A 19,870-nucleotide genomic window follows, 5' to 3' on the forward strand; every position below is an offset into this window, starting at 1 on the left:
GCATGAGCGAACCGTTCTCGGAGGTGCCGGGGGCGAACCCGGGGGAGCCGCACGCGTCGTCGATGTCGGGGCGGCTGAACTGGCTGCGGGCCGGTGTCCTCGGAGCGAACGACGGCATCGTCTCGACCGCTGCCCTCGTCGTCGGTGTCGCGGGGGCGACGACGGAGACCGCGCCGGTCTTCGCGGCCGGTATCGCCGGTCTCGTGGGCGGCGCGATCTCGATGGCCCTCGGCGAGTACGTCTCGGTCAGCAGCCAGAGCGACAGCCAGCGCGCGATGATCACGAAGGAGCGTCGAGAGCTCGTGGAAGACCCCGCCACCGAGCTCATCGAGCTCGCGGGTCTCTACAAGCAGCGCGGACTCTCTCCGGACACCGCGCGCCGTGTGGCCGAAGAGCTGACCGAGCACGATGTGGTCGCCGCGCACCTCGAGGCAGAGCTCGGGCTGACCGAGGACGAGCTAGCCAGCCCGTGGGCCGCTGCGGGCGCCAGCGCGCTCGCTTTCACCGTGGGTGCGCTGCTGCCGCTCCTCGCGATCCTGCTGCCGCCTGCCGGCATCCGGGTTCCCGTGACCTTCGCCGTCGTCCTCATCGCGCTCGCCCTCACGGGGTACCTGAGTGCGCGGCTCGGCGACAGCCCTCCGCTCCGTCCCGTCGTTCGCGTCGTCGTCGGAGGCGCCCTCGCGCTCCTCGCGACCTTCACGGTGGGTTCGCTGCTGGGCGTATCCGGCGCCGTCTGACCCGAACCCGCCGCGCTTCACCGCGAACACGCACCGCCGCCGCGAGCGTGCACCGTCTCAGGTACGTGCTCGCCGCGAGGGTGCGTGCTCGGGGAGGGCAGAGCACACACCAACGAGAAACGCCCCGGTCGTGACGACCGGGGCGGAGTGTGGGCGATGCGGGACTCGAACCCACGACCTCTTCCGTGTGAAGGAAGCGCGCTAACCAACTGCGCCAATCGCCCGTGCTGGCCCGTGAGGGCCGAGACTCGAGCATACCGGATGCCGCGGCGGTTGCCGTACGCGAAGGCGAGACACGCGCGGGGCGTCGTCGGTTTTGCGCTCACGCGATCGTCGGCTAATGTTTAACAAGTGCCGGAGCGATCCGGAACGAAATGCGGATGTAGCGCAGTGGTAGCGCATCACCTTGCCAAGGTGAGGGTCGCGAGTTCGAATCTCGTCATCCGCTCGAGTGCGAGGATCTCCCGTCAGGGTGATCCGGCACGTGGGTCAGAACCACACACGGTGGCGTGGCCGAGCGGCTAGGCACCGGCCTGCAAAGCCGTTTACACGGGTTCGAATCCCGTCGCCACCTCGCCTCATAACTGAACAGCCTGTATAGGCGCGATTGGCGCAGCGGTAGCGCGCTTCCCTGACACGGAAGAGGTCACTGGTTCGATCCCAGTATCGCGCACCGAGTAAAACCCCCGGTATCACCGGGGGTTTTGTCGTTTCAGGGAACGGCGAACAGCCCCGCCGGTTAGGCTCGGCGCCATGACTCAGCTGGTGCTCACCGTCGTCGGAGACGACCGGGTCGGACTCGTCCGCACACTCGCCGACACCGTCGCAGCGCATGGCGGAAACTGGGAGCGAAGCGAGCTCGCAGAGCTCGCCGGCGCCTTCGCGGGCATCGTCCTGGTGGACGTGCCCGGGGACCGGGAAGCCGGTCTGGTCGACGCCCTCGAGCACCTCGACGGCCTGCTGCGCATCACGACACATCAACCGTTGACGCCCGTCGTCGCGAGCGGACAGGTGCTGCGTTTCACCGTGCTCGGCAACGACCGTCCCGGCATCGTCCGCGAGGTCAGCGACGCGATCGGCGCTCACGCCCTGAGCATCGATGCCCTGACGAGCCGCACGCTCGACGCTCCGATGTCGGGTGGGACGCTCTTCGAGGCGACCGTCGTCGTGCGACTTCCCGCCGAGTTCGACGCCGCGGACATCGTCGCCGATCTCGAGCGTCTCGCGGGCGAGATCCAGGTCGACCTCACCCTGACGTGACCGGCCGACGCCCTCCGGTCAGCGGAGCGCGAGCGGCAGAACAGACAGCCCGACGATGAGCGGAGCGGCGACGAGGCCCCACAGGATGAAGCGCCGCCACGGCACGTCGACACCGACCGCCTGCAACCGCTCGTGCCACAGCAGCGTCGCGAGCGAGGCCCACGGGGTGATGAGCGGCCCCGCATTGACCCCGACGAGCAGTGCGCCGAGTCGCTCGGGCGTCCCCGCCGCCGATTCCAGCAGCAGGTAGGCCGGCAGGTTGTCGACGGTGTTCGCTGCGATGAGGGCGGTGCCGGCCATCCGCCAGAGCTCGAACGGCCCACCGGCCTCGCCGGCGATCACCGAGACCACCGCCGCCGACCCGAGTGATTCGAGTGCGGCCATGGCGGTGAACAGGCCGGCCGCGAACACGAGCAGTTGCCATGGAATGAGGCGCACCGACAGCCCGCGCGGTGACCGCCACGCGAAGAGGCCGACGAGGAGGGTCGCCGCGATCGTCGCGGGGATCCACGGTTCGAGACCGCTGACGAGCGCCGGCATGAGCGCCAGGACGACGGCGGATGCCGCGATCAGCTGCACTCGGTCGATCACGCGCGGCACGGGTGCGGGATCGAATCGGCCGATGAGCGAGCGCCGGTGGATCACGAACAAGAGGGCGATCGTGGTGAGGATCGCCACGGCCGCCGACGGCCCCATGAGAGCGAGGAAGGCGAGCGGGCCGCCCTCGGGGAGTCGGCCGAGCGCGAGCAGGTTCGTCAGATTCGACACCGGCAGGACGAGCGACGCGGTGTTCGCGAGCCAGACCGTCGTGAAGGCGAAGGGGAGGGGCGGCAGACCGTTCGCGCGCGCGACGGCGACGACGACGGGCGTGAGCAGGACGGCGGTCGTGTCGAGCGACAGGAAGGATGTCGCGACGACAGCCAGTGCCACGACGAGGAGCCACAGCACGGCCGTGCGGCCGCGCGAGGCACGGGCCAGCCATCCGGCCGCGATGTCGAACACACCGGCCTTCGCCGCCAGCTCCGCCACGATCGTGACGGCGACGACGAAGCCCAGGATCGGAGCGACACGCTCGGCGATCCCGGCGAGGTCGTCCGTCGGCAGAACGCCGAAGATCACCGCGCCCGCCGACGCGAGCAGCAGTGCGGCCCCGGCGATGGCGAGCTTCACGGCATCCATCATGCGCCCTCGTGCGTCGCCCCGACGCCATCGACGCTCGCGACTAGGATCGACGCATGGAACGACGCCGGATCGGAGCCCGTCTGCTCACCCGCTTCGTCGCCGCCGGCCGAACGCTCTCGGCCTGAGCGGGCGGGACGCGGCGTGCGTCCGAAGCTGAGTAGCCTTGATCAGAGCCACCCATCTGGAGATGTTCCCTTGACTGACGTCGTTTCCCCGTCGGACGTGTCGTACCCCGCCGACGGCTTCGCCCTCTTCCCCGATCGCTCCGTCGTCGCCCTGCGCGTCAACGGCGACCTGAAAGACCTCGCCACGGTCGTCACCGAGACGGATGCCGTCGAGCCGGTCACCGTGTCGAGCCCTGACGGCCTCGCGATCCTCCGCCACTCGACCGCGCATGTGCTGGCGCAGGCCGTCCAGCGCATCCGGCCGCAGTCGAACCTCGGCATCGGACCGCCCATCGAGGACGGCTTCTACTACGACTTCGGCGTCGACGAGCCCTTCACCCCGGAGGACCTGAAGTCGATCAAGAAGGAGATGGAGAGGATCGTCCGCGAGAACCAGCGGTTCGTCCGCCGGGTCGTCAGCGCGGACGAAGCGCGCGCCGAACTCGCCGATGAGCCGTTCAAGCTCGAGCTCGTCGATCTCGCCGGCGGTCCAGGCTCCGGCGCCGACGCGGCGGAGGGCGCCTCGGCCGAGATCGGCGCCGGTGAGCTGACGATCTACGACAACGTCACCCGCGACGGTGAGACCGCGTGGAAGGACCTCTGCCGCGGACCTCACGTGCCGGGGACCCGGATGGTCGGTAACGGCTGGGACCTCACCCGGGTCGCCGCCGCCTATTGGCGCGGCAGCGAGAAGAATCCGCAGCTGCAGCGCATCTACGGCACCGCATGGCCGTCGAAGGATGAGCTGCGCGCGTACCAGGAGCGTCTCGCCGAGGCGGCGCGTCGCGATCACCGCAAGCTCGGTGTCGAGCTCGACCTGTTCTCGTTCCCCGACGAGATCGGACCCGGTCTGTCGGTGTTCCACCCCAAGGGCGGCATCATCCGGTACGAGATCGAGCGGTACATGCGCGAGCAGCTGCTCGCGAACGACTACGAGGTCGTGAACACTCCGCACATCACCAAGGGCGACCTCTTCATGACGAGCGGTCACCTGCAGTGGTACGCGGACGGCATGTACCCGCCCATGAAGCTCGACGAGATCGTCGATGCGGAGGGCAACATGACCCGGCAGGGGCAGGAGTACTACCTCAAGCCGATGAACTGCCCGTTCCACAACCTGATCTTCCGCTCTCGCGGGCGCAGCTATCGCGAGCTGCCGCTGCGGCTGAGCGAGTTCGGCTCGGTCTACCGGTACGAGAAGAGCGGCACCCTCTCCGGGCTCACCCGCGTGCGAGGGATGACCCAGGACGATACCCACATCTACGTCACGCCGGATCAGGTCGAGGACGAACTCGTCCGCAGCCTCGAGTTCGTGCTGCAGACTCTGCGCGACTACGGACTGAACGACTTCTACCTCGAGCTGTCGACGAAGGAGGAGGGCAACCCCAAGTTCATCGGCGACGACGTCCTCTGGCAGCAGGCGACCGAGACGCTGCGCCGCGTGGCGGAGGGGTCGGGCCTGGAACTCGTCCCGGATCCCGGCGGAGCAGCGTTCTACGGCCCGAAGATCTCGGTCCAGGCCCGCGACGCGATCGGCCGCACCTGGCAGATGTCGACCATCCAGCTCGACTTCAACCAGCCCGAGCGGTTCGAGCTCGAGTACACCGGTCCCGACGGTGAGAAGCATCGCCCCGTCATGATCCACCGCGCACTCTTCGGGTCGATCGAGCGGTTCTTCGCGATCCTCCTCGAGCACTACGCAGGTGCCTTCCCCGTCTGGCTCGCGCCGGTGCAGGTCGTGGCGATCCCGGTCGCCGACGATTACGCGCCGTACCTGCAGGAGGTCGTCTCGCGGCTGCGCAAGGCGGGCGTCCGTGCCGAGCTCGATCGCTCCGACGACCGCATGCAGAAGAAGATCCGCACCCACACCACGCAGAAGGTGCCGCTCCAGCTCATCGCCGGCGAGCAGGACCGCGCCGGCGGCACGGTGTCGTTCCGCTTCCGCGACGGGTCGCAGACCAACGGCGTGCCGGTCGACGAGGCGGTGGATCGCATCCTCGGCGCTATTGCGAACCGGACGCTCGTCGACACTGCCGAGCACCTCTCCGGCGCGGCGGAGCAGCTCGCGTGACCGATTCGTCGGACACCCCGCGCCTGGTCGAGGACGCCGCGCACCTGGCCGGGGTGCCCGACGAGTTCCAGCGGCTCTGGACCCCGCACCGGATGGCGTACATCCAGGCGGGGCCCGAGCCCCTGCGCGACGAATGCCCGTTCTGCGCCGCGCCCGGTAAATCCGATGCCGACGGCCTCATCGTCGCGCGGGGTCGCACCGCCTACGTGCTGCTCAATCTCTTTCCGTACAACTCGGGTCACCTGCTGGTGTGCCCGTACCGGCACATCCCCACGTACGATCTCGCGACGCCGGAAGAGGTCGCGGAGATCGGCGCTCTGACGCAGACGGCCATGCGCGTGCTGCGTGAGGTCTCCCGCTGCGACGGCTTCAACCTCGGCATGAACCAGGGTGCTGTCGCGGGTGCCGGCGTCGACGGGCACCTGCACCAGCACGTCGTGCCCCGGTGGGCGACCGACGCCAACTTCTTCCCGATCATCGCGAAGACGAAGGCGCTCCCGCAGCTGCTCGGCGAGGTCCGTGAGGCCGTCGCGACCGCCTGGCCGCTCGACTGACGGCATCCCGTTGCCCGGGCTCGTCCGCGAGCGCAAGCCCGGGCGCGGGATTCGTCGTGCCGATAGCCTGGCGGCTCACCCAGGAGGCATCATGTCGATCACCGTTCGCTCCCGCACCGTCGCTCTGGCGTCACTAGCCGTCGCCGGGGTTCTCGTCCTCGCCGGATGCTCGCCGGCTGACCGGAGCGCGTCGGCTGACAGTACGCCCGCTCCGACGGCCTCGGCGCCGGAGGCGAGCGGTGATGCGACGCCCGACGCCGGCGACGACGCCGCGGTGGACGGCGACGTCCTGGCGGAGCGCGACGCGTTCATCGCCGCGCAGCAGCAGCCGGTGGGTCAGGCCACGTTGACCGCGAAGACGCCGGCTCAGCAGGAACTCGTCGCGCAGCAGCGCGCTCATCTCGAGGCGAACGGCGGGCAATGGTCGGAACAGGCCGAGACCGTGACCCTCGCGCTCGGGCTCGACGCCTGCGAGACCTCGATCCTCAACGGTCACGAGATCGACGTGACCTCGTTCCGGACGCACGTCGTGACTTCTCCGCTCATCCAGAGCCTCGCCGTCGACGACGCCTCGCGCGAGGGGTCCGTGAGCATCATGGTCTTCGGCACGCGCTTCCTGTGCCCCGACGACGCACCTCAGTGGGAGCAGGCCTGGACCGAGGCCGCCGGAGAATACTGACGGGCGTCAGCGCACCTGCTCGACCGTGAACTGCATCCGCGGGTGCGCGTAAGCCTCCTGGCTCTCCACGAGCTGGAGCTCACGTTCGCCCGACTCGTGCGTGCGCGTGAGCAGGTCGAACACGCTCGACGTGGTGCGCGCGAGTGCCTCGGCCGCCGATCCGGTGCTGCGGTAATGCGCGGTGAACAGGGCGGCGGTGACGTCGCCGGATCCGTTCGCCTTCATCGGGATGTGGGGTGTGCGGACGATCCACGCTCCCGTGTCGTCAGCCGCCAGCATCTCGATGGTGCCGTCTGGACGTTCGGGGCGCTCGACGCTCGTGACGAGAACGGTGCGCGGACCCATGGCGCGGGCGGCGTCGACGGACGCCAACGTCGAGTCGAGGTCGGTCGGGTCGGTCTCGGTCAGGAACCCGAGCTCGAACTGGTTCGGTGTGATGATGTCGGCGGCCGGCACGACGCGCTCGCGCAGGAGGATGGGGATGGCCGGTGCGACGAAGCACCCCGACTTCGCATTACCCATGACGGGGTCGCAGGCGTAGACGGCATCCGGGTTCGCCGCCTTGACCCGGGCGACGGTGTCGAGGATGACGTCGGCGATGCCCTCGCCGCCCTGGTAGCCCGAGAGGACGACGTCGATCTGCGGGAACGCACCGCGATCCTCGACGCCCGCGATGACCGCTCGGACGTCGTCGGGGCTGATCATCGGGCCGCCCCACGCGCCGTAGCCGGTGTGGTTGGAGAAGTTCACCGTGTACACCGGCATCACCTCCACGCCGATGCGCTGCAGCGGGAACACGGCGGCGGAGTTGCCGACGTGCCCGTAGGCGACGGCCGACTGGATCGAGAGCACCTTCATGGGGTCATGCCTTTCGAGAGGGGAGGGCGGATGCGACGAGGTCTCGCGCGAGCAGTGCCGCGTCGGCGTCGTTCAGGTCGTGGACGGTGAGGCGTAGGTGGCGCGACGGCGCCTCGTCGGTCAGCCGGAACTCGTCGCCGGTGCGCGCGAGCCAGCCACGGCGCATGAGCGCGTCGGCGACGGAACGGGCGGTGCCGGGCACCTCGACCCAGAGGCTGAGTCCGTCGCCGGGTGCGCAGGGGATCCCCGCGTCCGTGAGCGCGGCGGCGAAGGCGGCGTTCCGTTCGGCGTAGTGCGTGCGAGCCGCCGCGATCGTGGCGGCCGCGGCATCGTCCGACACGAGGGCGTGGGTGAGGCGTTGCAGCAGATGGCTGACCCACGTGGTGCCTGAGCCGAGACGGAGCGCCAGACGCTCGGCCGTCGTCGGGTCGGATGCCGTGACGGCGAGACACATGTCGGGTCCGAGGAACTTCGACACCGACCGCACGCGCGCCCAGCGCTCATGGCTCTCGCCGATGACCGAGCGGTACGGCTGGGTCGAGAGGAGCGAGAAGTGGTCGTCCTCGATCACGAGGACGTAGGGGTGGTCGAGCAGCACCTCCCGTAGGGCGGCGGCCCGTTCGGCCGACAGGCTCGACCCGGTGGGATTCTGCGCCCGCGGGGTGATGACGACGGCCCGGGCGCCCCCGTCGAGCGCTGCGCGCAGCCCGTCGACCGTCATACCCTTGTCGTCGACGGGGACCGGGATCGCGCGGTAGCCCGCGAGCCGGACGGTGTGGATGCTGGCGAGGAAGCACGGGTCTTCGAGCGCGACTGCGTCGTCACGGGTGAGCGCCTGCGCCAGGAGACGCTCGACCGCGTCGACGGCGCCACCGGTGACGGTGAGGTGGATGTCCGCATCGGTCGGAGAGTCGGCCGCGAACCAGTGCTCGGCCCAGCGGGCGAGGCCCGCGTCGATGACGGGCTCGCCGTAGAGGACGGGGCGCCCGGCGACCCGGGCGAGCACACCGCTCGGGTCGGGGATGAGGGCGGGATCGGGATTGCCCGACCCGACGTCGCGCAGAACCGTGTCGACGGCGACGCCCTCGGCGGCGACGGGGGAGACCTCGGCGATGCGGGTTCCGCCGCGGCCGCGAGCCACGACCACCCCGGCCTGCGCGAGCAGCCGGTACGCGGCGACGACCGTGTTCCGGTTGACGCCGAGCTGCTCCGCGAGAGTGCGCACGGGCGGCAGCGCGTCATCAGCGCGCAGCGTGCCTCGTTCGAGGAGCATGCGGACACTGTCGGCGATCTCACCCGCCGTGTGTCCGGTGATCGTGTCGCGGGAAGTCATCGGAACGATCTTATGTCGGATGCCATGCTACTTTTTGGCCTAGGCCGAACTGCATCCCGATAAGACGGCCCAGATCGGAGCTCTACCGTGTCGAACGACCAGACCACCACCGGATCCTCCCGCGTCAAGCGCGGCCTCGCCGAGATGCTCAAGGGCGGCGTGATCATGGACGTCGTCACCGCCGACCAGGCGCGCATCGCCGAGGATGCCGGTGCTGTCGCCGTCATGGCCCTCGAGCGCGTACCGGCCGACATCCGCGCCCAGGGCGGCGTGGCCCGCATGAGCGACCCCGACCTGATCGACGAGATCATCGCGTCGGTGTCGATCCCGGTGATGGCCAAGGCGCGTATCGGGCACTTCGTCGAAGCGCGCGTGCTGCAGGAGCTCGGTGTCGACTACATCGACGAGTCGGAGGTGCTCTCGCCGGCCGACTACACGCATCACATCGACAAATGGGGTTTCACCGTGCCGTTCGTCTGCGGAGCGACGAATCTCGGCGAAGCGCTGCGTCGCATCACCGAGGGCGCCGCCATGATCCGCTCCAAGGGCGAGGCCGGCACGGGCGACGTCTCGGAGGCGACCCGCCACATCCGCACCATCACGTCGGAGATCCGTGCCCTCCAGGCGAAGAGCCCCGACGAGCTCTACGTCGCGGCCAAGGAGCTTCAGGCACCGTACGAGCTCGTCGCCGAGGTCGCCGCCACCGGCGCGCTGCCCGTCGTCCTCTTCACCGCGGGCGGTGTCGCGACCCCCGCCGACGCCGCCATGATGATGCAGCTCGGGGCCGACGGGGTCTTTGTCGGCTCGGGCATCTTCAACTCGGGCGACCCCGCTCGCCGTGCCGCGGCGATCGTCAAGGCGACGACCTTCCACGACGACGCGTCCATCGTCGCCGAGGCGTCGCGCGGCCTGGGCGAGGCGATGGTCGGCATCAACGTCTCCGACCTGCCGGCTCCGCACCGCCTCGCCGACCGCGGCTGGTGAGCCGATGACCGAGGGGATGCTGCTGCGCATCGGTGTCCTGGCGCTGCAGGGAGACGTTCGGGAACACCTCCGCGTCCTCGCCGAACTCGGCGCGACGGCATCCCTCGTCCGGCGTCCCGGCGACCTCGAGGCGGTGGACGGTCTCATCCTGCCGGGCGGCGAGTCGAGCGTGATCGACAAGCTGGCGCGCGCGTTCGGGATGCAGCAGCCCATCCGTGACGCGATCGCGGCCGGTATGCCCGTCTACGGCACGTGCGCCGGCATGATCCTGCTCGCCGACCGGCTCGACGGCGCCATCGCGGGGCAGCAGACGTTCGGCGGTCTCGACGTCACCGTGCGACGGAACGCCTTCGGCGGGCAGGCCGAATCGTTCGAGACGGCGCTCGCCGTGGCCGGGTGGGCGGATCCGGTCCATGCGGCCTTCATCCGCGCACCGCTCGTCACCGAGCTCGGACCGGACGTACGGATGCTCGCCGCACTCCCGGACGGAGGGGTCGTCGCGGTCGAGCAGGGGCGCCTGCTCGCGACGGCCTTCCACCCGGAGGTCTCGGGCGAGCGCCGATTCCATGAGAGGTTCCTCGCGCACGTCCGCGAGGCGCGCGCATCCGCCCGGTAAGATCGAGCGCATGTCCGGTCACTCCAAATGGGCCACGACCAAGCACAAGAAAGCCGTCGTCGACGCGCGTCGTGCCAAGTCGTGGGCCAAGCTCATCAAGAACATCGAGGTCGCCGCGAAGCTCGGCGGCGCCGATCTGCAGGGCAACCCCACGCTCTTCGACGCCGTCCTGAAGGCCAAGAAGACCTCGGTCCCCAAAGACAACATCGATCGTGCGATCAAGCGCGGGGCCGGTATCGGGGGCGAGGCCGTCGAGTACTCCTCGATCATGTACGAGGGCTACGGACCCAACGGCGTGGCGTTCCTCATCGAGTGTCTGACCGACAACAAGAACCGGGCTGCGGCCGAGGTGCGCACCGCCCTCAGCCGTAACGGCGGCACGCTCGCCGACCCCGGCAGCGTCGCGTACAACTTCAGCCGCAAGGGCGTCATCGTGGTCCCCTCCGAGGGCACCACCGAGGACGACGTCATGCTCGCGGTGCTCGAGGCGGGCGCGGAGGAGGTCGAGCCGCACGGCGACGGCTTCGGCGTCATCACCGAGGCCTCCGACCTCGTGTCGGTGCGCAGCGCTCTGCAGGAAGCCGGCATCGAGTACGACTCCGCGGACGTCGAGTTCGTCCCCTCGCTCAAGGTGGAGGTCGACGCCGACACCGCCCGCAAGGTGTTCCGCCTCATCGACGCCCTCGAGGACAGCGACGACGTCCAGAACGTCTACACCAACTTCGACCTCACCCCCGAGGTGCAGGCCGAGCTCGAGAACGACGACGAGTAAGAGTCCCGGCATCGCTCGCAGTTCCCGGCATCCACCGCAGCTCGTTCTGCGTCGGATGCCGGGAACTGCGCGTTTCACGGGTTGTCGCCGCTCCGCCCGGCTGCGGCGGACGTAGCGTGGGGGAGTGACTCCTCTGCGCGTTCTCGGTGTCGACCCCGGGCTCACCCGATGCGGCGTCGGCGTCGTCGACGTCGCCCGCGATCGATCCGCGGCCCTCGTGCACGTCGGGGTCGTCCGCTCGGCCGTCGACCTGCCGATCGAACGCCGGCTCGCGACGATCGCCGCAGGGCTGCGAGCGGTCATCGCAGAGCACCGACCGCACGTCGTCGCGGTCGAGCGCGTCTTCGCCCAGCACAACCGCAGCACGGTCATGGGGACGGCTCAAGCGAGCGGCATCGCGCTGCTCGTCGCCGCGGAGAGCGGCCTCGACGCCGCCACGCACACTCCCTCCGAGGTGAAGGCCGCGATCACCGGTTACGGTTCGGCCGAGAAGCTGCAGGTGCAGACGATGGTCGCCCGGGTGCTGCGCCTCGACTCCCTGCCCCAGCCCGCGGATGCCGCAGACGCCCTGGCCCTCGCGATCTGCCACGCCTGGCGCCGCGGCCCGGCCGGTCCCGCGGGCGCATCGGGGGGAGCAGCGCTCACCCCGGCGCAGCGGGCGTGGGCGGACGCGGAACGCCTGTCGCGGCGCTGAGACGCCCGCCCGTCGGTGAGGCGACGTGCGTGTCGCTCGAACATATCTGCGAAGGGATGCCTAGGCTCGTATCATGATCTCCTCCCTGCGCGGCAGCGTGCTGCACCTCGAGTCCGACAGCGTCGTCATCGACGTCGGCGGCGTCGGGTTCTCGGTCGCCGTGACTCCCGACATCCCGCGGTCGTTCCACGTCGGCGACGAGATCGTGCTCCACACGAACCTGATCGTCCGCGAAGACGCGCTCTCGCTGTTCGGGTTCGAGACGCGAGAGCAGCTGGGTGTCTTCCTCCTGCTCATCGGGGTCACCGGTGTGGGGCCGAAGTCCGCGCTGGGTGTGCTGTCGGCCTTGAGCGTCGCGCAGATCGCCGAGGCGGTCACCGCCGAGGACGACGCCCCGTTCCGCCGCGTGTCGGGGATCGGGCCGAAGACCGCGAAGCTCATCGTGGTCCAGCTCGCGGGGAAGCTCCAGGCAGCGCCCGCCGGCCAGACGGCATCCGCCGTCACCCGCGCCGGAACGCTCGCCGGTCAGGTCGTCGCGGCTCTCGTGGCTCTCGGGTGGAGCGAGCGGGTGGCGGCAGAGGCCGTCGCGCAGGTCACCGCGGATGCCGCCGCTCCGGCGACGGTGCCGGCTCTGCTGAAGCTGGCGCTCGCGCAGCTCGGCCCGGCCCGACCGGAGCAGACCGGTGTCTGACGCGCACGAGCTGGCAGCCGACGAGACGGAACTCGCGGTCGAGGGCGCGCTGCGGCCGACCTCGCTCGCAGAGTTCGTCGGGCAGCAGAAGGTGCGCGGGCAGCTGGAGCTGCTCCTGCAGGCGGCCGGGATGCAGGATCGTCCCGCCGACCACATCCTGCTGTCCGGACCTCCCGGACTCGGCAAGACGACCCTCGCGATGATCGTCGCCCACGAGAGCGGCCGGCCGCTGCGGATGTCGAGCGGCCCCGCGATCCAGCACGCGGGCGATCTCGCGGCGCTCCTGTCGAGCCTCGTGCCCGGCGAGGTTCTCTTCATCGACGAGATCCACCGCATGGCGCGCTCCGCCGAGGAGATGCTGTACCTCGCCATGGAGGACTTCCGCATCGACATCATGGTCGGCAAGGGCGCGGGCGCCACCAGCATCCCGCTCGAGCTGGCACCGTTCACCCTCGTGGGCGCGACGACCCGATCCGGGCTCCTGCCCAATCCGCTCCGCGACCGCTTCGGGTTCACCGCCCACATGGAGTATTACGAGCCCGAGGAGCTCGAGCGGGTGATCCAGCGGTCTGCGAGCGTCCTCGCCGTCGACATCCCGCCCGTCGCCCGCGCCGAGATCGCGCGCCGGTCGCGCGGCACCCCACGTATCGCGAACCGGCTGCTGCGCCGTGTCCGCGACTTCGTGGTCGTGCACGGCGACGCCGGAGCGGGAGCGACCGAGGCGGATGTCGCGGCTGCGCTCGAGCTCTACGACGTCGACGCGATCGGCCTCGACCGTCTCGACCGTGCGGTGCTCGACGCGCTCGTCCGTCGATTCGGCGGGGGACCGGTCGGGCTCAACACCCTCGCGGTGACGGTGGGCGAGGAAGCGGAGACGATCGAGTCGGTCGTCGAGCCGTATCTCGTCCGGATCGGGTTCGTGGGCCGTTCGCCCCGCGGGCGTGTCGCGATGCCCTCGGCGTACCGTCACCTCGGCGTTCCCCGCACCGACGGGGCGCTCGAGATCGATGACCTATAATCGCTGAAGGCTTCTCGCCGACGAATCCCGAGGGTGCGCATTCTTCGCGTGCCTACCCGTGAAAGGTGCTCCCACCTCCATGCTCTTCTTCGCCACCACCCCGGCCGACGCTCCTCCCGCCAACCCGGCGGTGCAGTTCTTCGCCGAGTACGGTCTGCTGATCATCCTCGCGCTGCTCATCGTCTTCATGTTCTGGAGCCAGCGTCGTCGCGCCCAGCGGATGAAGGCGGAGCAGGCCGAGAAGTCGCGTCAGCTCCTCCCCGGCGCGAAGGTGCTGCTGCAGGGCGGCTTCTACGGGACCATCGTCGAGTACGACGGTGACGACCTCTCGAAGTCGGCCCGCGTCGAGCTCGCACCCGGCGTCGAGGTCGAGGTCCACAGCCAGGCGATCCTGCGCGTCGTCGACCCCGCCGAGGGCACCCTCACCGAGGACGAGTACATCGAGGCTGAAGAGCACCACGAGGAGTACGTCGCCGACGTCGAGCAGGGTCTCATCACCTCGGTCAGCGACGACGCCGCGCGTGATCGCGCCGACGCCGCATCCGAGGGCGCGGCCGACCGCGACGACAAGCCCCGCGCCTGACCCGCCGCTGACCCGGCGCTCGCTCGACGAAAGCTGACCTCCCCGTGGCGACTTCCACACCTGTGCGCCGTGCCTGGCGCGCGCTGACCGGACTCGTGGTCCTGACGGCGCTCCTGTTCGGTATCAACGCACTCGGCGTCTACGTGTTCAAGGCGAGCTCCTGGGCTCCCGAGCTCGCCCTCGACCTCCAGGGCGGCACGCAGATCATCCTCGAGGCGCAGTCCGACGGGGCGACGCCGTCGAGCGAGCAGATGCAGCAGGCGGCGTCGATCATCCGCCAGCGCGTCGACGCCTCCGGTCTGGTCGAGGCCGACATCGCCACGCAGGCCGGCAACCAGATCGTCGTGCAGCTGCCCGGCGAGGTCGACGACGACACCCGCGAGCGCATCGACGCCTCGGCGCAGCTTCAGCTGCGCGCCGTGCTCTACACCGGTTCGCCCGCAACGAGCTTCGTGGGCGATGACGGCAACCAGACGCCGTACCCCACCCCCGATCCCAACCTCCCCGCGACTCCGTCGACGACACCGTCCAACGGCAGCGACCCCGCGTGGATCACCGAGGCGCTGCAGGCGCAGTTCCTCGCCTACGACTGCGCGAACCCCGCGAACGACCCCGCCGACGCGCCGGCAGACCAGCCTCTGATCACGTGCGACCGCACCGGGACGGCGAAGTACATCCTCGGCCCGGTCGAGCTCGACGGCTCGTCGATCGACAACGCGACCAACGGCCTCGAGCAGAGCACCGGCCGCTGGGCTGTGAACATCACGTTCGACCAGCAGGGCACCGAGACGTTCGGCAAGATCAGCCAGCGGCTCTACGGGCAGCAGTCGCCGCTCAACCAGTTCGCCTTCGTGCTCGACGGCGACGTCCTGTCGGCGCCGTCGATGGATGCCGTGATCCTCACCGGCAAGCCCTCCATCACCGGGTCGTTCGACCAGGACAGCTCCAAGGTGCTCGCCGACCAGCTCAAGTTCGGCGCGCTGCCGCTCAGCTTCGAGGTGCAGAGCACCAACACGATCTCGGCCACCCTCGGTTCGCAGCAGCTCCAGATCGGTCTCATCGCGGGCCTCATCGGTCTCGCGCTCGTCGCCGTCTATTCGCTCGTGGTCTACCGGGCGCTCGGAACCGTCATCATCGCGTCGCTCGTCGTCATGGGTGTCCTGACCTACGTGGCGCTCACGATCCTCGCCTGGCGCATGGGCTTCCGGCTCTCGCTCGCGGGTGTGGCGGGCCTCATCGTGACGATCGGCTTCACGGCCGACTCCTTCATCGTGTACTTCGAACGCATCAGAGACGAGCTGCGCGACGGCAAGTCGATCACGAGCGCCGTCGAGGACGGCTGGTCCCGCGCCAAGCGGACGATCTTCATCTCGAAGTCGATCAACATCCTCGCCGCGGTGGTGCTGTACATCCTGGCCGACTCCACGGTGAAGGGCTTCGCGTTCACGCTGGGTCTCACGACGGCCATCGACATCCTGATCTTCATCCTCTTCACCCACCCCGTGCTGCAGCTGCTGGTGCGCACCCGGTTCTTCGGATCGGGGCACAAGCTGTCGGGCCTCGACCCGGACGCGCTGGGTGCCGTCTATCGCGGGCGGGCGCAGTTCCGTGCGCCGGTCGCCGCGGGAGCGAAGACATCAGCCGGTCGCCGTGCGGCGAAGTCGCGTGGTGAGGCCGAACGGCGACAGACGATCGCGGAACGCAAGCGTGCCGAGCAGGCCGCGGGCGACCAGAGCGACGCGACGGGGGACAAGCACTGATGCGTTTCTTCAACAGGTTCGGCAACGACCTCTACACGGGGAAGCTCTCGTTCCCCTTCGTCGCCCGCCGCGCGCTGTGGTTCATCATCGCCGCGGCGCTCGTGCTCGGCTCCGTGCTCGTCCTCGTGGTGAAGCCCCCGCAGTTCTCGATCGAGTTCACCGGTGGATCGCAGTTCACGGTGACGAATGTGTCGAACACCGATCAGCTGCTCGCGACCGACGCCGTGCAGGAGGTCGTGCCGGGTGCGACGACCAAGGTCACGACGATCGGCGAGGATGCCGTCCGCGTTCAGACCGACCAGATGTCGGACATCGAGACGCGCGACGTCACGGCCCGCCTCGCGGAGGCGTACGAGGTCCCGGCCGCCGAGGTGAGCTCGTCGTTCATCGGACCGAGCTGGGGCCAGGACGTCACCCGCCAGTCGCTGTGGGGTCTGGCGATCTTCCTCGCGCTGACATTCCTGATCCTGGCGCTCTACTTCCGCACCTGGAAGATGTCCGTCGCCGCCATCATCGGCCTCGTCGACGTTCTCGTCGTCACCGTGGGCGTCTACTCGCTCTTCGGGTTCGAGATCTCTCCGGCCGCTGTCATCGGCTTCCTGACGATCCTGTCGTACTCGCTGTACGACACGACGGTCGTCTTCGACAAGGTGCGCGAGAACACGTTCGAGGACGGCGAGAAGTCGGGTCGCACGTTCGGCGAATCGGTGAACCTGGCCGCGAACCAGACCCTCGTGCGGTCGATCAACACCACGATCGTCGCTGCGCTCCCCACGGGGGCGATCCTCTTCATCGGCGCCCTGTGGCTGGGGGCCCAGACGCTGACCGACATCTCGCTCTCGATCTTCGTCGGCACCCTGGTCGCCGCCTACTCGACTCTGTTCGTCGCCGTGCCGCTGTTCGCTCTCCTGCGCGAGAACGAGCCCGCGATCAAGGCCAACGACACCCGGGTGCTGGAGTCGCGTGAGCGCGCCTCCGTCGAGGCCTGAGCCTCACGAGGGCGCGTAGAATCGATGTCTGCATGGCGGAGGTGAGCGTATGACCGAGACAACTCCGCCCCCTGCCCAGAGCTCGCTGCGACGCCTCGTTCCGAGGATCTTCTCGCGGGCCGCACCGCGTGAGGGCCTCGAGCAGCTCGTCCGGACCGTGCGCGCCCACCACCCCAAGGGTGACATCGCGATCATCGATCGTGCCTACCAGACCGCGTCTCGCGCGCATGCGCAGCAGAAGCGCCAGAGCGGTGAGCCGTACATCACGCATCCGCTGGCCGTCGCGCAGATCCTCGCCGAGCTCGGCCTCGGCCCGCGGGCCATCGCCGCCGCGCTGCTGCACGACACGGTCGAGGACACCTCCTACGGACTCGACCAGCTGACCGCCGAGTTCGGCGACGAGGTCGCCATGCTCGTCGACGGGGTCACGAAGCTCGACAAGGTCAAGTACGGCGACGCTGCTCAGGCGGAGACGGTACGGAAGATGATCGTCGCGATGTCGCGCGACATCCGCGTGCTCCTGATCAAGCTCGCCGACCGGCTGCACAACGCCCGGACCTGGGGCTTCGTCCCGCCCGAGAAGGCCGCGAAGAAGGCGACCGAGACCCTCGAGATCTACGCGCCGCTCGCGCACCGCCTCGGTATCCAGGCGATCAAGAGCGAGCTCGAGGACCTGTCGTTCGCGGTGCTGCACCCCAAGCTCTACGCCGAGATCGACAGCCTGGTGACGCAGCGCACGCCGCAGCGCGAGCAGTATCTGCAGACGGTCATCGACGCCGTCGAGAGCGATCTCCGCGAGCTCCGCATCCGGGGACGCGTCATGGGCCGTCCGAAGCAGCTGTACTCGGTCTACCAGAAGATGGTCATCCGCGGTCGTGAGTTCGACGACATCTACGACCTCATCGGCATCCGCGTTCTGGTGACCACTGTCCGCGACTGCTACGCGGTGCTCGGCTCGATCCACGCGCGCTGGACGCCTCTGCCCGGACGCTTCAAGGACTACATCGCGACTCCGAAGTTCAACCTGTACCAGTCGCTCCACACCACGGTGATCGGCCCTGGTGGTCGTACGGTCGAGATCCAGATCCGCACCCACGAGATGCATCAGCAGGCCGAGTTCGGTGTCGCTGCGCACTGGAAGTACAAGGAGCGGATGGCGGGCGGCAAGGCCGACGCCAAGGCGATCGACAACGACATGGCGTGGCTCGCGCACATCTCGGACTGGCAGGCCGAGACGGCCGACCCGGGCGAGTTCCTCGATTCGCTCCGCTTCGAGATCGGCGCGAAAGAGGTCTACGTCTTCACGCCGAAGGGGCGGGTCGTCGGGCTTCCGGCAGGCGCCACGCCGGTCGACTTCGCCTACGCCGTGCACACCGAGATCGGGCACCGCACGATGGGGGCGAAGGTCAACGGCCGTCTCGTGCCCCTCGAGTCGACGCTGTCGAGCGGCGACGTCGTCGAGGTCTTCACCTCGAAGAATCCCGACGCCGGCCCGAGCCAGGACTGGCTGACGTTCGTCAAGAGCACGCGCGCGCGGAACAAGATCCGCGGGTGGTTCACGAAGGAGCGCCGCGAAGAGGCCGTCGAGCAGGGCAAGGACGCTATCGCGCGCGCCATGCGACGGCAGAACCTCCCGCTCCAGCGCCTCATGGGCCAGGATGCCTTCAGCGAAGTGGCGCACCAGCTGCGCTACGAGGACGTCACGGCGCTCTACGCGGCTGTCGGCGAGGGCCACGTCTCGACGCAATCGGTGATCGAAAAGGTCACCGCCCTCGTGCGTGCCGAAGAGGACACCTCTACGGGGCCGATCGAGCTGCCGGCCGTCGGGCGGTCGCGGCAGAAGCGCGACAGCGACTCGGGCGTTCTCGTCCGCGGTGCGCCCGACATCCTGGTCAAGCTCGCGAAATGCTGCACACCGGTTCCCGGCGACGAGATCGTCGGCTTCGTCACCCGCGGCAGCGGCGTCTCGGTGCACCGTGCCGACTGCACGAACGTCGAGTCGCTCATGCGCGATCCGGAGCGCGTCATCGAGGTGACGTGGGCGCCGACGACGAAGAGTCTCTTCCTCGTTCAGATCCAGGTCGAGGCGCTCGACCGGTCCGGGCTCCTGAGCGATGTCACGCGGGTGCTCAGCGAGCATCACGTCAACATCCTCTCGGCCTCGGTGCAGACCAACAACGACCGGCTCGCACTGAGCAGGTTCGTGTTCGAGATGGGCGACACGGTCCACCTCGATCGCGTGCTGAACGCGGTTCGGCGCATCGACGCGGTCTACGACGTCTATCGCGTCACATCGTCCTGACCCGCGCCTCCTCCAGCCATGCGAGCGCCTGCCGTTTGAAGGGCAGGGGGCCGCTCGACTCCAGCGCCTCGTGCGCTTCGGGCACGATGTCGGGGAACGTCTCGATCATCGCGACGGCGCCGCGCTGAGGCGCTGCGGCGACCGCGGCGTCGGCCCGCAGGAGGTCGCAGAGGGTGCGAACGCGACAGGAGACCGGCATCCCACCCAGGTGCACGATGTCGAGGGCCGGCAGCTGCAGGTCGCGGTAGTGCAGGCGATGATCGAGCACGTGGTCGCGTCGTCGCTTGGTGCACCGCTGCACGCTGTGGCGCAGCGGCGGGTCGGGCAGCGCTCCGTGCACCCACGCCGCCGATTCGTGGGTCAGGGCGAGCCCGCGGGCGACGAGCGGGCGCAGCGAGGCCGCCCGGATCTCCGGGCTCTCGATGGCATCCGCGGGCATGAACGCCTCGCCGACCTCCACGACGTCGCCGTCGAGGCGCGCCGCGGCGAGCTCTGCCGCGGAGAGACGCTCGCCCGGGTTGTAGACGAAGGGCCAGACCATGCCCTCAGTCTCCCGTGCGCCCGATCGGTTCCGGGGCGCCGTCGCCGATCTGTGGAGAGCGCTGCCTCCACAGACGGCGCGG

General features: G+C 69.4%; 19 protein-coding genes and 4 tRNA genes. 18 read left to right on the forward strand and 5 right to left on the reverse strand.

Going from position 1 to position 19,870, the window contains the following annotated elements; genetic code table 11:
• Positions 1-2 precede the first annotated feature (2 nt).
• Positions 3-737 (forward strand): VIT family protein, encoded by a 735-nt coding sequence (locus AA0Y20_RS09510; protein WP_412938997.1) that lies wholly within the window; start codon positions 3-5, stop codon positions 735-737.
• Between the two features lie 150 nt (positions 738-887).
• Here AA0Y20_RS09510 and AA0Y20_RS09515 read toward each other — a convergent pair.
• Positions 888-961 (reverse strand) — tRNA-Val (locus AA0Y20_RS09515).
• Positions 962-1,113: 152 nt separating this feature from the next.
• Between AA0Y20_RS09515 and AA0Y20_RS09520 the strand changes: the two genes are divergently transcribed.
• The 4 genes from AA0Y20_RS09520 (at position 1,114) to AA0Y20_RS09535 (ending at position 1,997) form a co-directional block, all read left to right on the forward strand.
• Positions 1,114-1,185, forward strand: a tRNA-Gly gene (locus AA0Y20_RS09520).
• Between the two features lie 55 nt (positions 1,186-1,240).
• A tRNA-Cys gene (locus AA0Y20_RS09525) sits at positions 1,241-1,311 on the forward strand.
• A gap of 27 nt (positions 1,312-1,338) precedes the next feature.
• Positions 1,339-1,410: transfer RNA gene (locus tag AA0Y20_RS09530), tRNA-Val, on the forward strand.
• An 80-nt stretch (positions 1,411-1,490) separates the two neighbouring features.
• Positions 1,491-1,997, forward strand: coding sequence for a glycine cleavage system protein R (locus tag AA0Y20_RS09535; protein WP_412938998.1), 507 nt, complete (start codon positions 1,491-1,493; stop codon positions 1,995-1,997).
• An 18-nt stretch (positions 1,998-2,015) separates the two neighbouring features.
• Here the strand turns inward: AA0Y20_RS09535 and AA0Y20_RS09540 are convergent, their stop codons facing one another.
• Positions 2,016-3,179, reverse strand: a complete 1,164-nt coding sequence (locus AA0Y20_RS09540; RefSeq protein WP_412938999.1) for an SLC13 family permease — start codon at positions 3,177-3,179, stop codon at positions 2,016-2,018.
• Between the two features lie 195 nt (positions 3,180-3,374).
• Between AA0Y20_RS09540 and thrS the strand changes: the two genes are divergently transcribed.
• From thrS to AA0Y20_RS09555, 3 genes are all read left to right on the forward strand, one after another.
• Positions 3,375-5,414, forward strand: a complete 2,040-nt coding sequence (thrS, locus tag AA0Y20_RS09545) for a threonine--tRNA ligase (protein ID WP_412939000.1) — start codon at positions 3,375-3,377, stop codon at positions 5,412-5,414.
• Positions 5,411-5,968: an HIT family protein gene (locus tag AA0Y20_RS09550; protein ID WP_412939001.1), complete on the forward strand. Its 558-nt coding sequence runs from the start codon at positions 5,411-5,413 to the stop codon at positions 5,966-5,968. The genes thrS and AA0Y20_RS09550 overlap by 4 nt, the downstream gene beginning before the upstream one ends.
• Positions 5,969-6,059: 91 nt before the next feature.
• Entirely contained in the window at positions 6,060-6,647 is a 588-nt protein-coding gene (locus AA0Y20_RS09555; protein WP_412939002.1) for a hypothetical protein, read from the forward strand.
• Between the two features lie 6 nt (positions 6,648-6,653).
• Here AA0Y20_RS09555 and pdxY read toward each other — a convergent pair whose 3' ends face one another.
• Both pdxY and AA0Y20_RS09565 read right to left on the reverse strand, forming a co-directional pair.
• Positions 6,654-7,505, reverse strand: coding sequence for a pyridoxal kinase PdxY (gene pdxY, locus AA0Y20_RS09560; RefSeq protein WP_412939003.1), 852 nt, complete (start codon positions 7,503-7,505; stop codon positions 6,654-6,656).
• Positions 7,506-7,509: 4 nt separating this feature from the next.
• Positions 7,510-8,838 carry an aminotransferase class I/II-fold pyridoxal phosphate-dependent enzyme gene (locus AA0Y20_RS09565; protein ID WP_412939004.1) on the reverse strand — a complete coding sequence of 443 codons (1,329 nt, stop codon included), beginning with the start codon at positions 8,836-8,838 and terminating at the stop codon, positions 7,510-7,512.
• A gap of 87 nt (positions 8,839-8,925) precedes the next feature.
• Here AA0Y20_RS09565 and pdxS point away from each other — a divergent pair, with 87 nt between their 5' ends.
• The 10 genes from pdxS to AA0Y20_RS09615 all read left to right on the forward strand — a co-directional run bounded on the left by pdxS (position 8,926) and on the right by AA0Y20_RS09615 (position 19,247).
• A complete protein-coding gene (gene pdxS / locus AA0Y20_RS09570) occupies positions 8,926-9,822 on the forward strand; it encodes a pyridoxal 5'-phosphate synthase lyase subunit PdxS (RefSeq protein WP_412939005.1) in 897 nt (298 codons plus the stop codon).
• A gap of 4 nt (positions 9,823-9,826) precedes the next feature.
• Complete coding sequence (pdxT, locus tag AA0Y20_RS09575) at positions 9,827-10,438, forward strand: pyridoxal 5'-phosphate synthase glutaminase subunit PdxT (RefSeq protein WP_412939006.1); 612 nt, start codon at positions 9,827-9,829, stop codon at positions 10,436-10,438.
• 10 nt (positions 10,439-10,448) lie between these two features.
• A complete protein-coding gene (locus AA0Y20_RS09580; RefSeq protein ID WP_412939007.1) occupies positions 10,449-11,210 on the forward strand; it encodes a YebC/PmpR family DNA-binding transcriptional regulator in 762 nt (253 codons plus the stop codon).
• 124 nt (positions 11,211-11,334) lie between these two features.
• Complete coding sequence (gene ruvC, locus AA0Y20_RS09585; protein WP_412939008.1) at positions 11,335-11,904, forward strand: crossover junction endodeoxyribonuclease RuvC; 570 nt, start codon at positions 11,335-11,337, stop codon at positions 11,902-11,904.
• Between the two features lie 73 nt (positions 11,905-11,977).
• Positions 11,978-12,595 carry a Holliday junction branch migration protein RuvA gene (gene ruvA / locus AA0Y20_RS09590; protein WP_412939009.1) on the forward strand — a complete coding sequence of 206 codons (618 nt, stop codon included), beginning with the start codon at positions 11,978-11,980 and terminating at the stop codon, positions 12,593-12,595.
• Positions 12,588-13,613: a Holliday junction branch migration DNA helicase RuvB gene (gene ruvB, locus AA0Y20_RS09595; RefSeq protein WP_412939010.1), complete on the forward strand. Its 1,026-nt coding sequence runs from the start codon at positions 12,588-12,590 to the stop codon at positions 13,611-13,613. The genes ruvA and ruvB overlap by 8 nt, the downstream gene beginning before the upstream one ends.
• Positions 13,614-13,692: 79 nt before the next feature.
• A complete protein-coding gene (locus AA0Y20_RS09600; RefSeq protein ID WP_412939011.1) occupies positions 13,693-14,196 on the forward strand; it encodes a preprotein translocase subunit YajC in 504 nt (167 codons plus the stop codon).
• A 44-nt stretch (positions 14,197-14,240) separates the two neighbouring features.
• Positions 14,241-15,956 (forward strand): protein translocase subunit SecD, encoded by a 1,716-nt coding sequence (gene secD, locus AA0Y20_RS09605; protein WP_412939012.1) that lies wholly within the window; start codon positions 14,241-14,243, stop codon positions 15,954-15,956.
• Entirely contained in the window at positions 15,956-16,945 is a 990-nt protein-coding gene (gene secF / locus AA0Y20_RS09610; protein WP_412939013.1) for a protein translocase subunit SecF, read from the forward strand. The genes secD and secF overlap by 1 nt, the downstream gene beginning before the upstream one ends.
• Before the next feature lie 49 nt (positions 16,946-16,994).
• A complete protein-coding gene (locus AA0Y20_RS09615; RefSeq protein ID WP_412939014.1) occupies positions 16,995-19,247 on the forward strand; it encodes a RelA/SpoT family protein in 2,253 nt (750 codons plus the stop codon).
• On the opposite strand, the gene AA0Y20_RS09620 is transcribed toward AA0Y20_RS09615, so the two are convergent.
• Complete coding sequence (locus tag AA0Y20_RS09620) at positions 19,234-19,788, reverse strand: SAM-dependent methyltransferase (RefSeq protein ID WP_412939015.1); 555 nt, start codon at positions 19,786-19,788, stop codon at positions 19,234-19,236. The genes AA0Y20_RS09615 and AA0Y20_RS09620 overlap by 14 nt on opposite strands.
• Between the last annotated feature and the right edge of the window lie 82 nt (positions 19,789-19,870).

This window comes from Microbacterium pratiae (assembly GCF_047302165.1).
Lineage (GTDB): Bacteria > Actinomycetota > Actinomycetes > Actinomycetales > Microbacteriaceae > Microbacterium.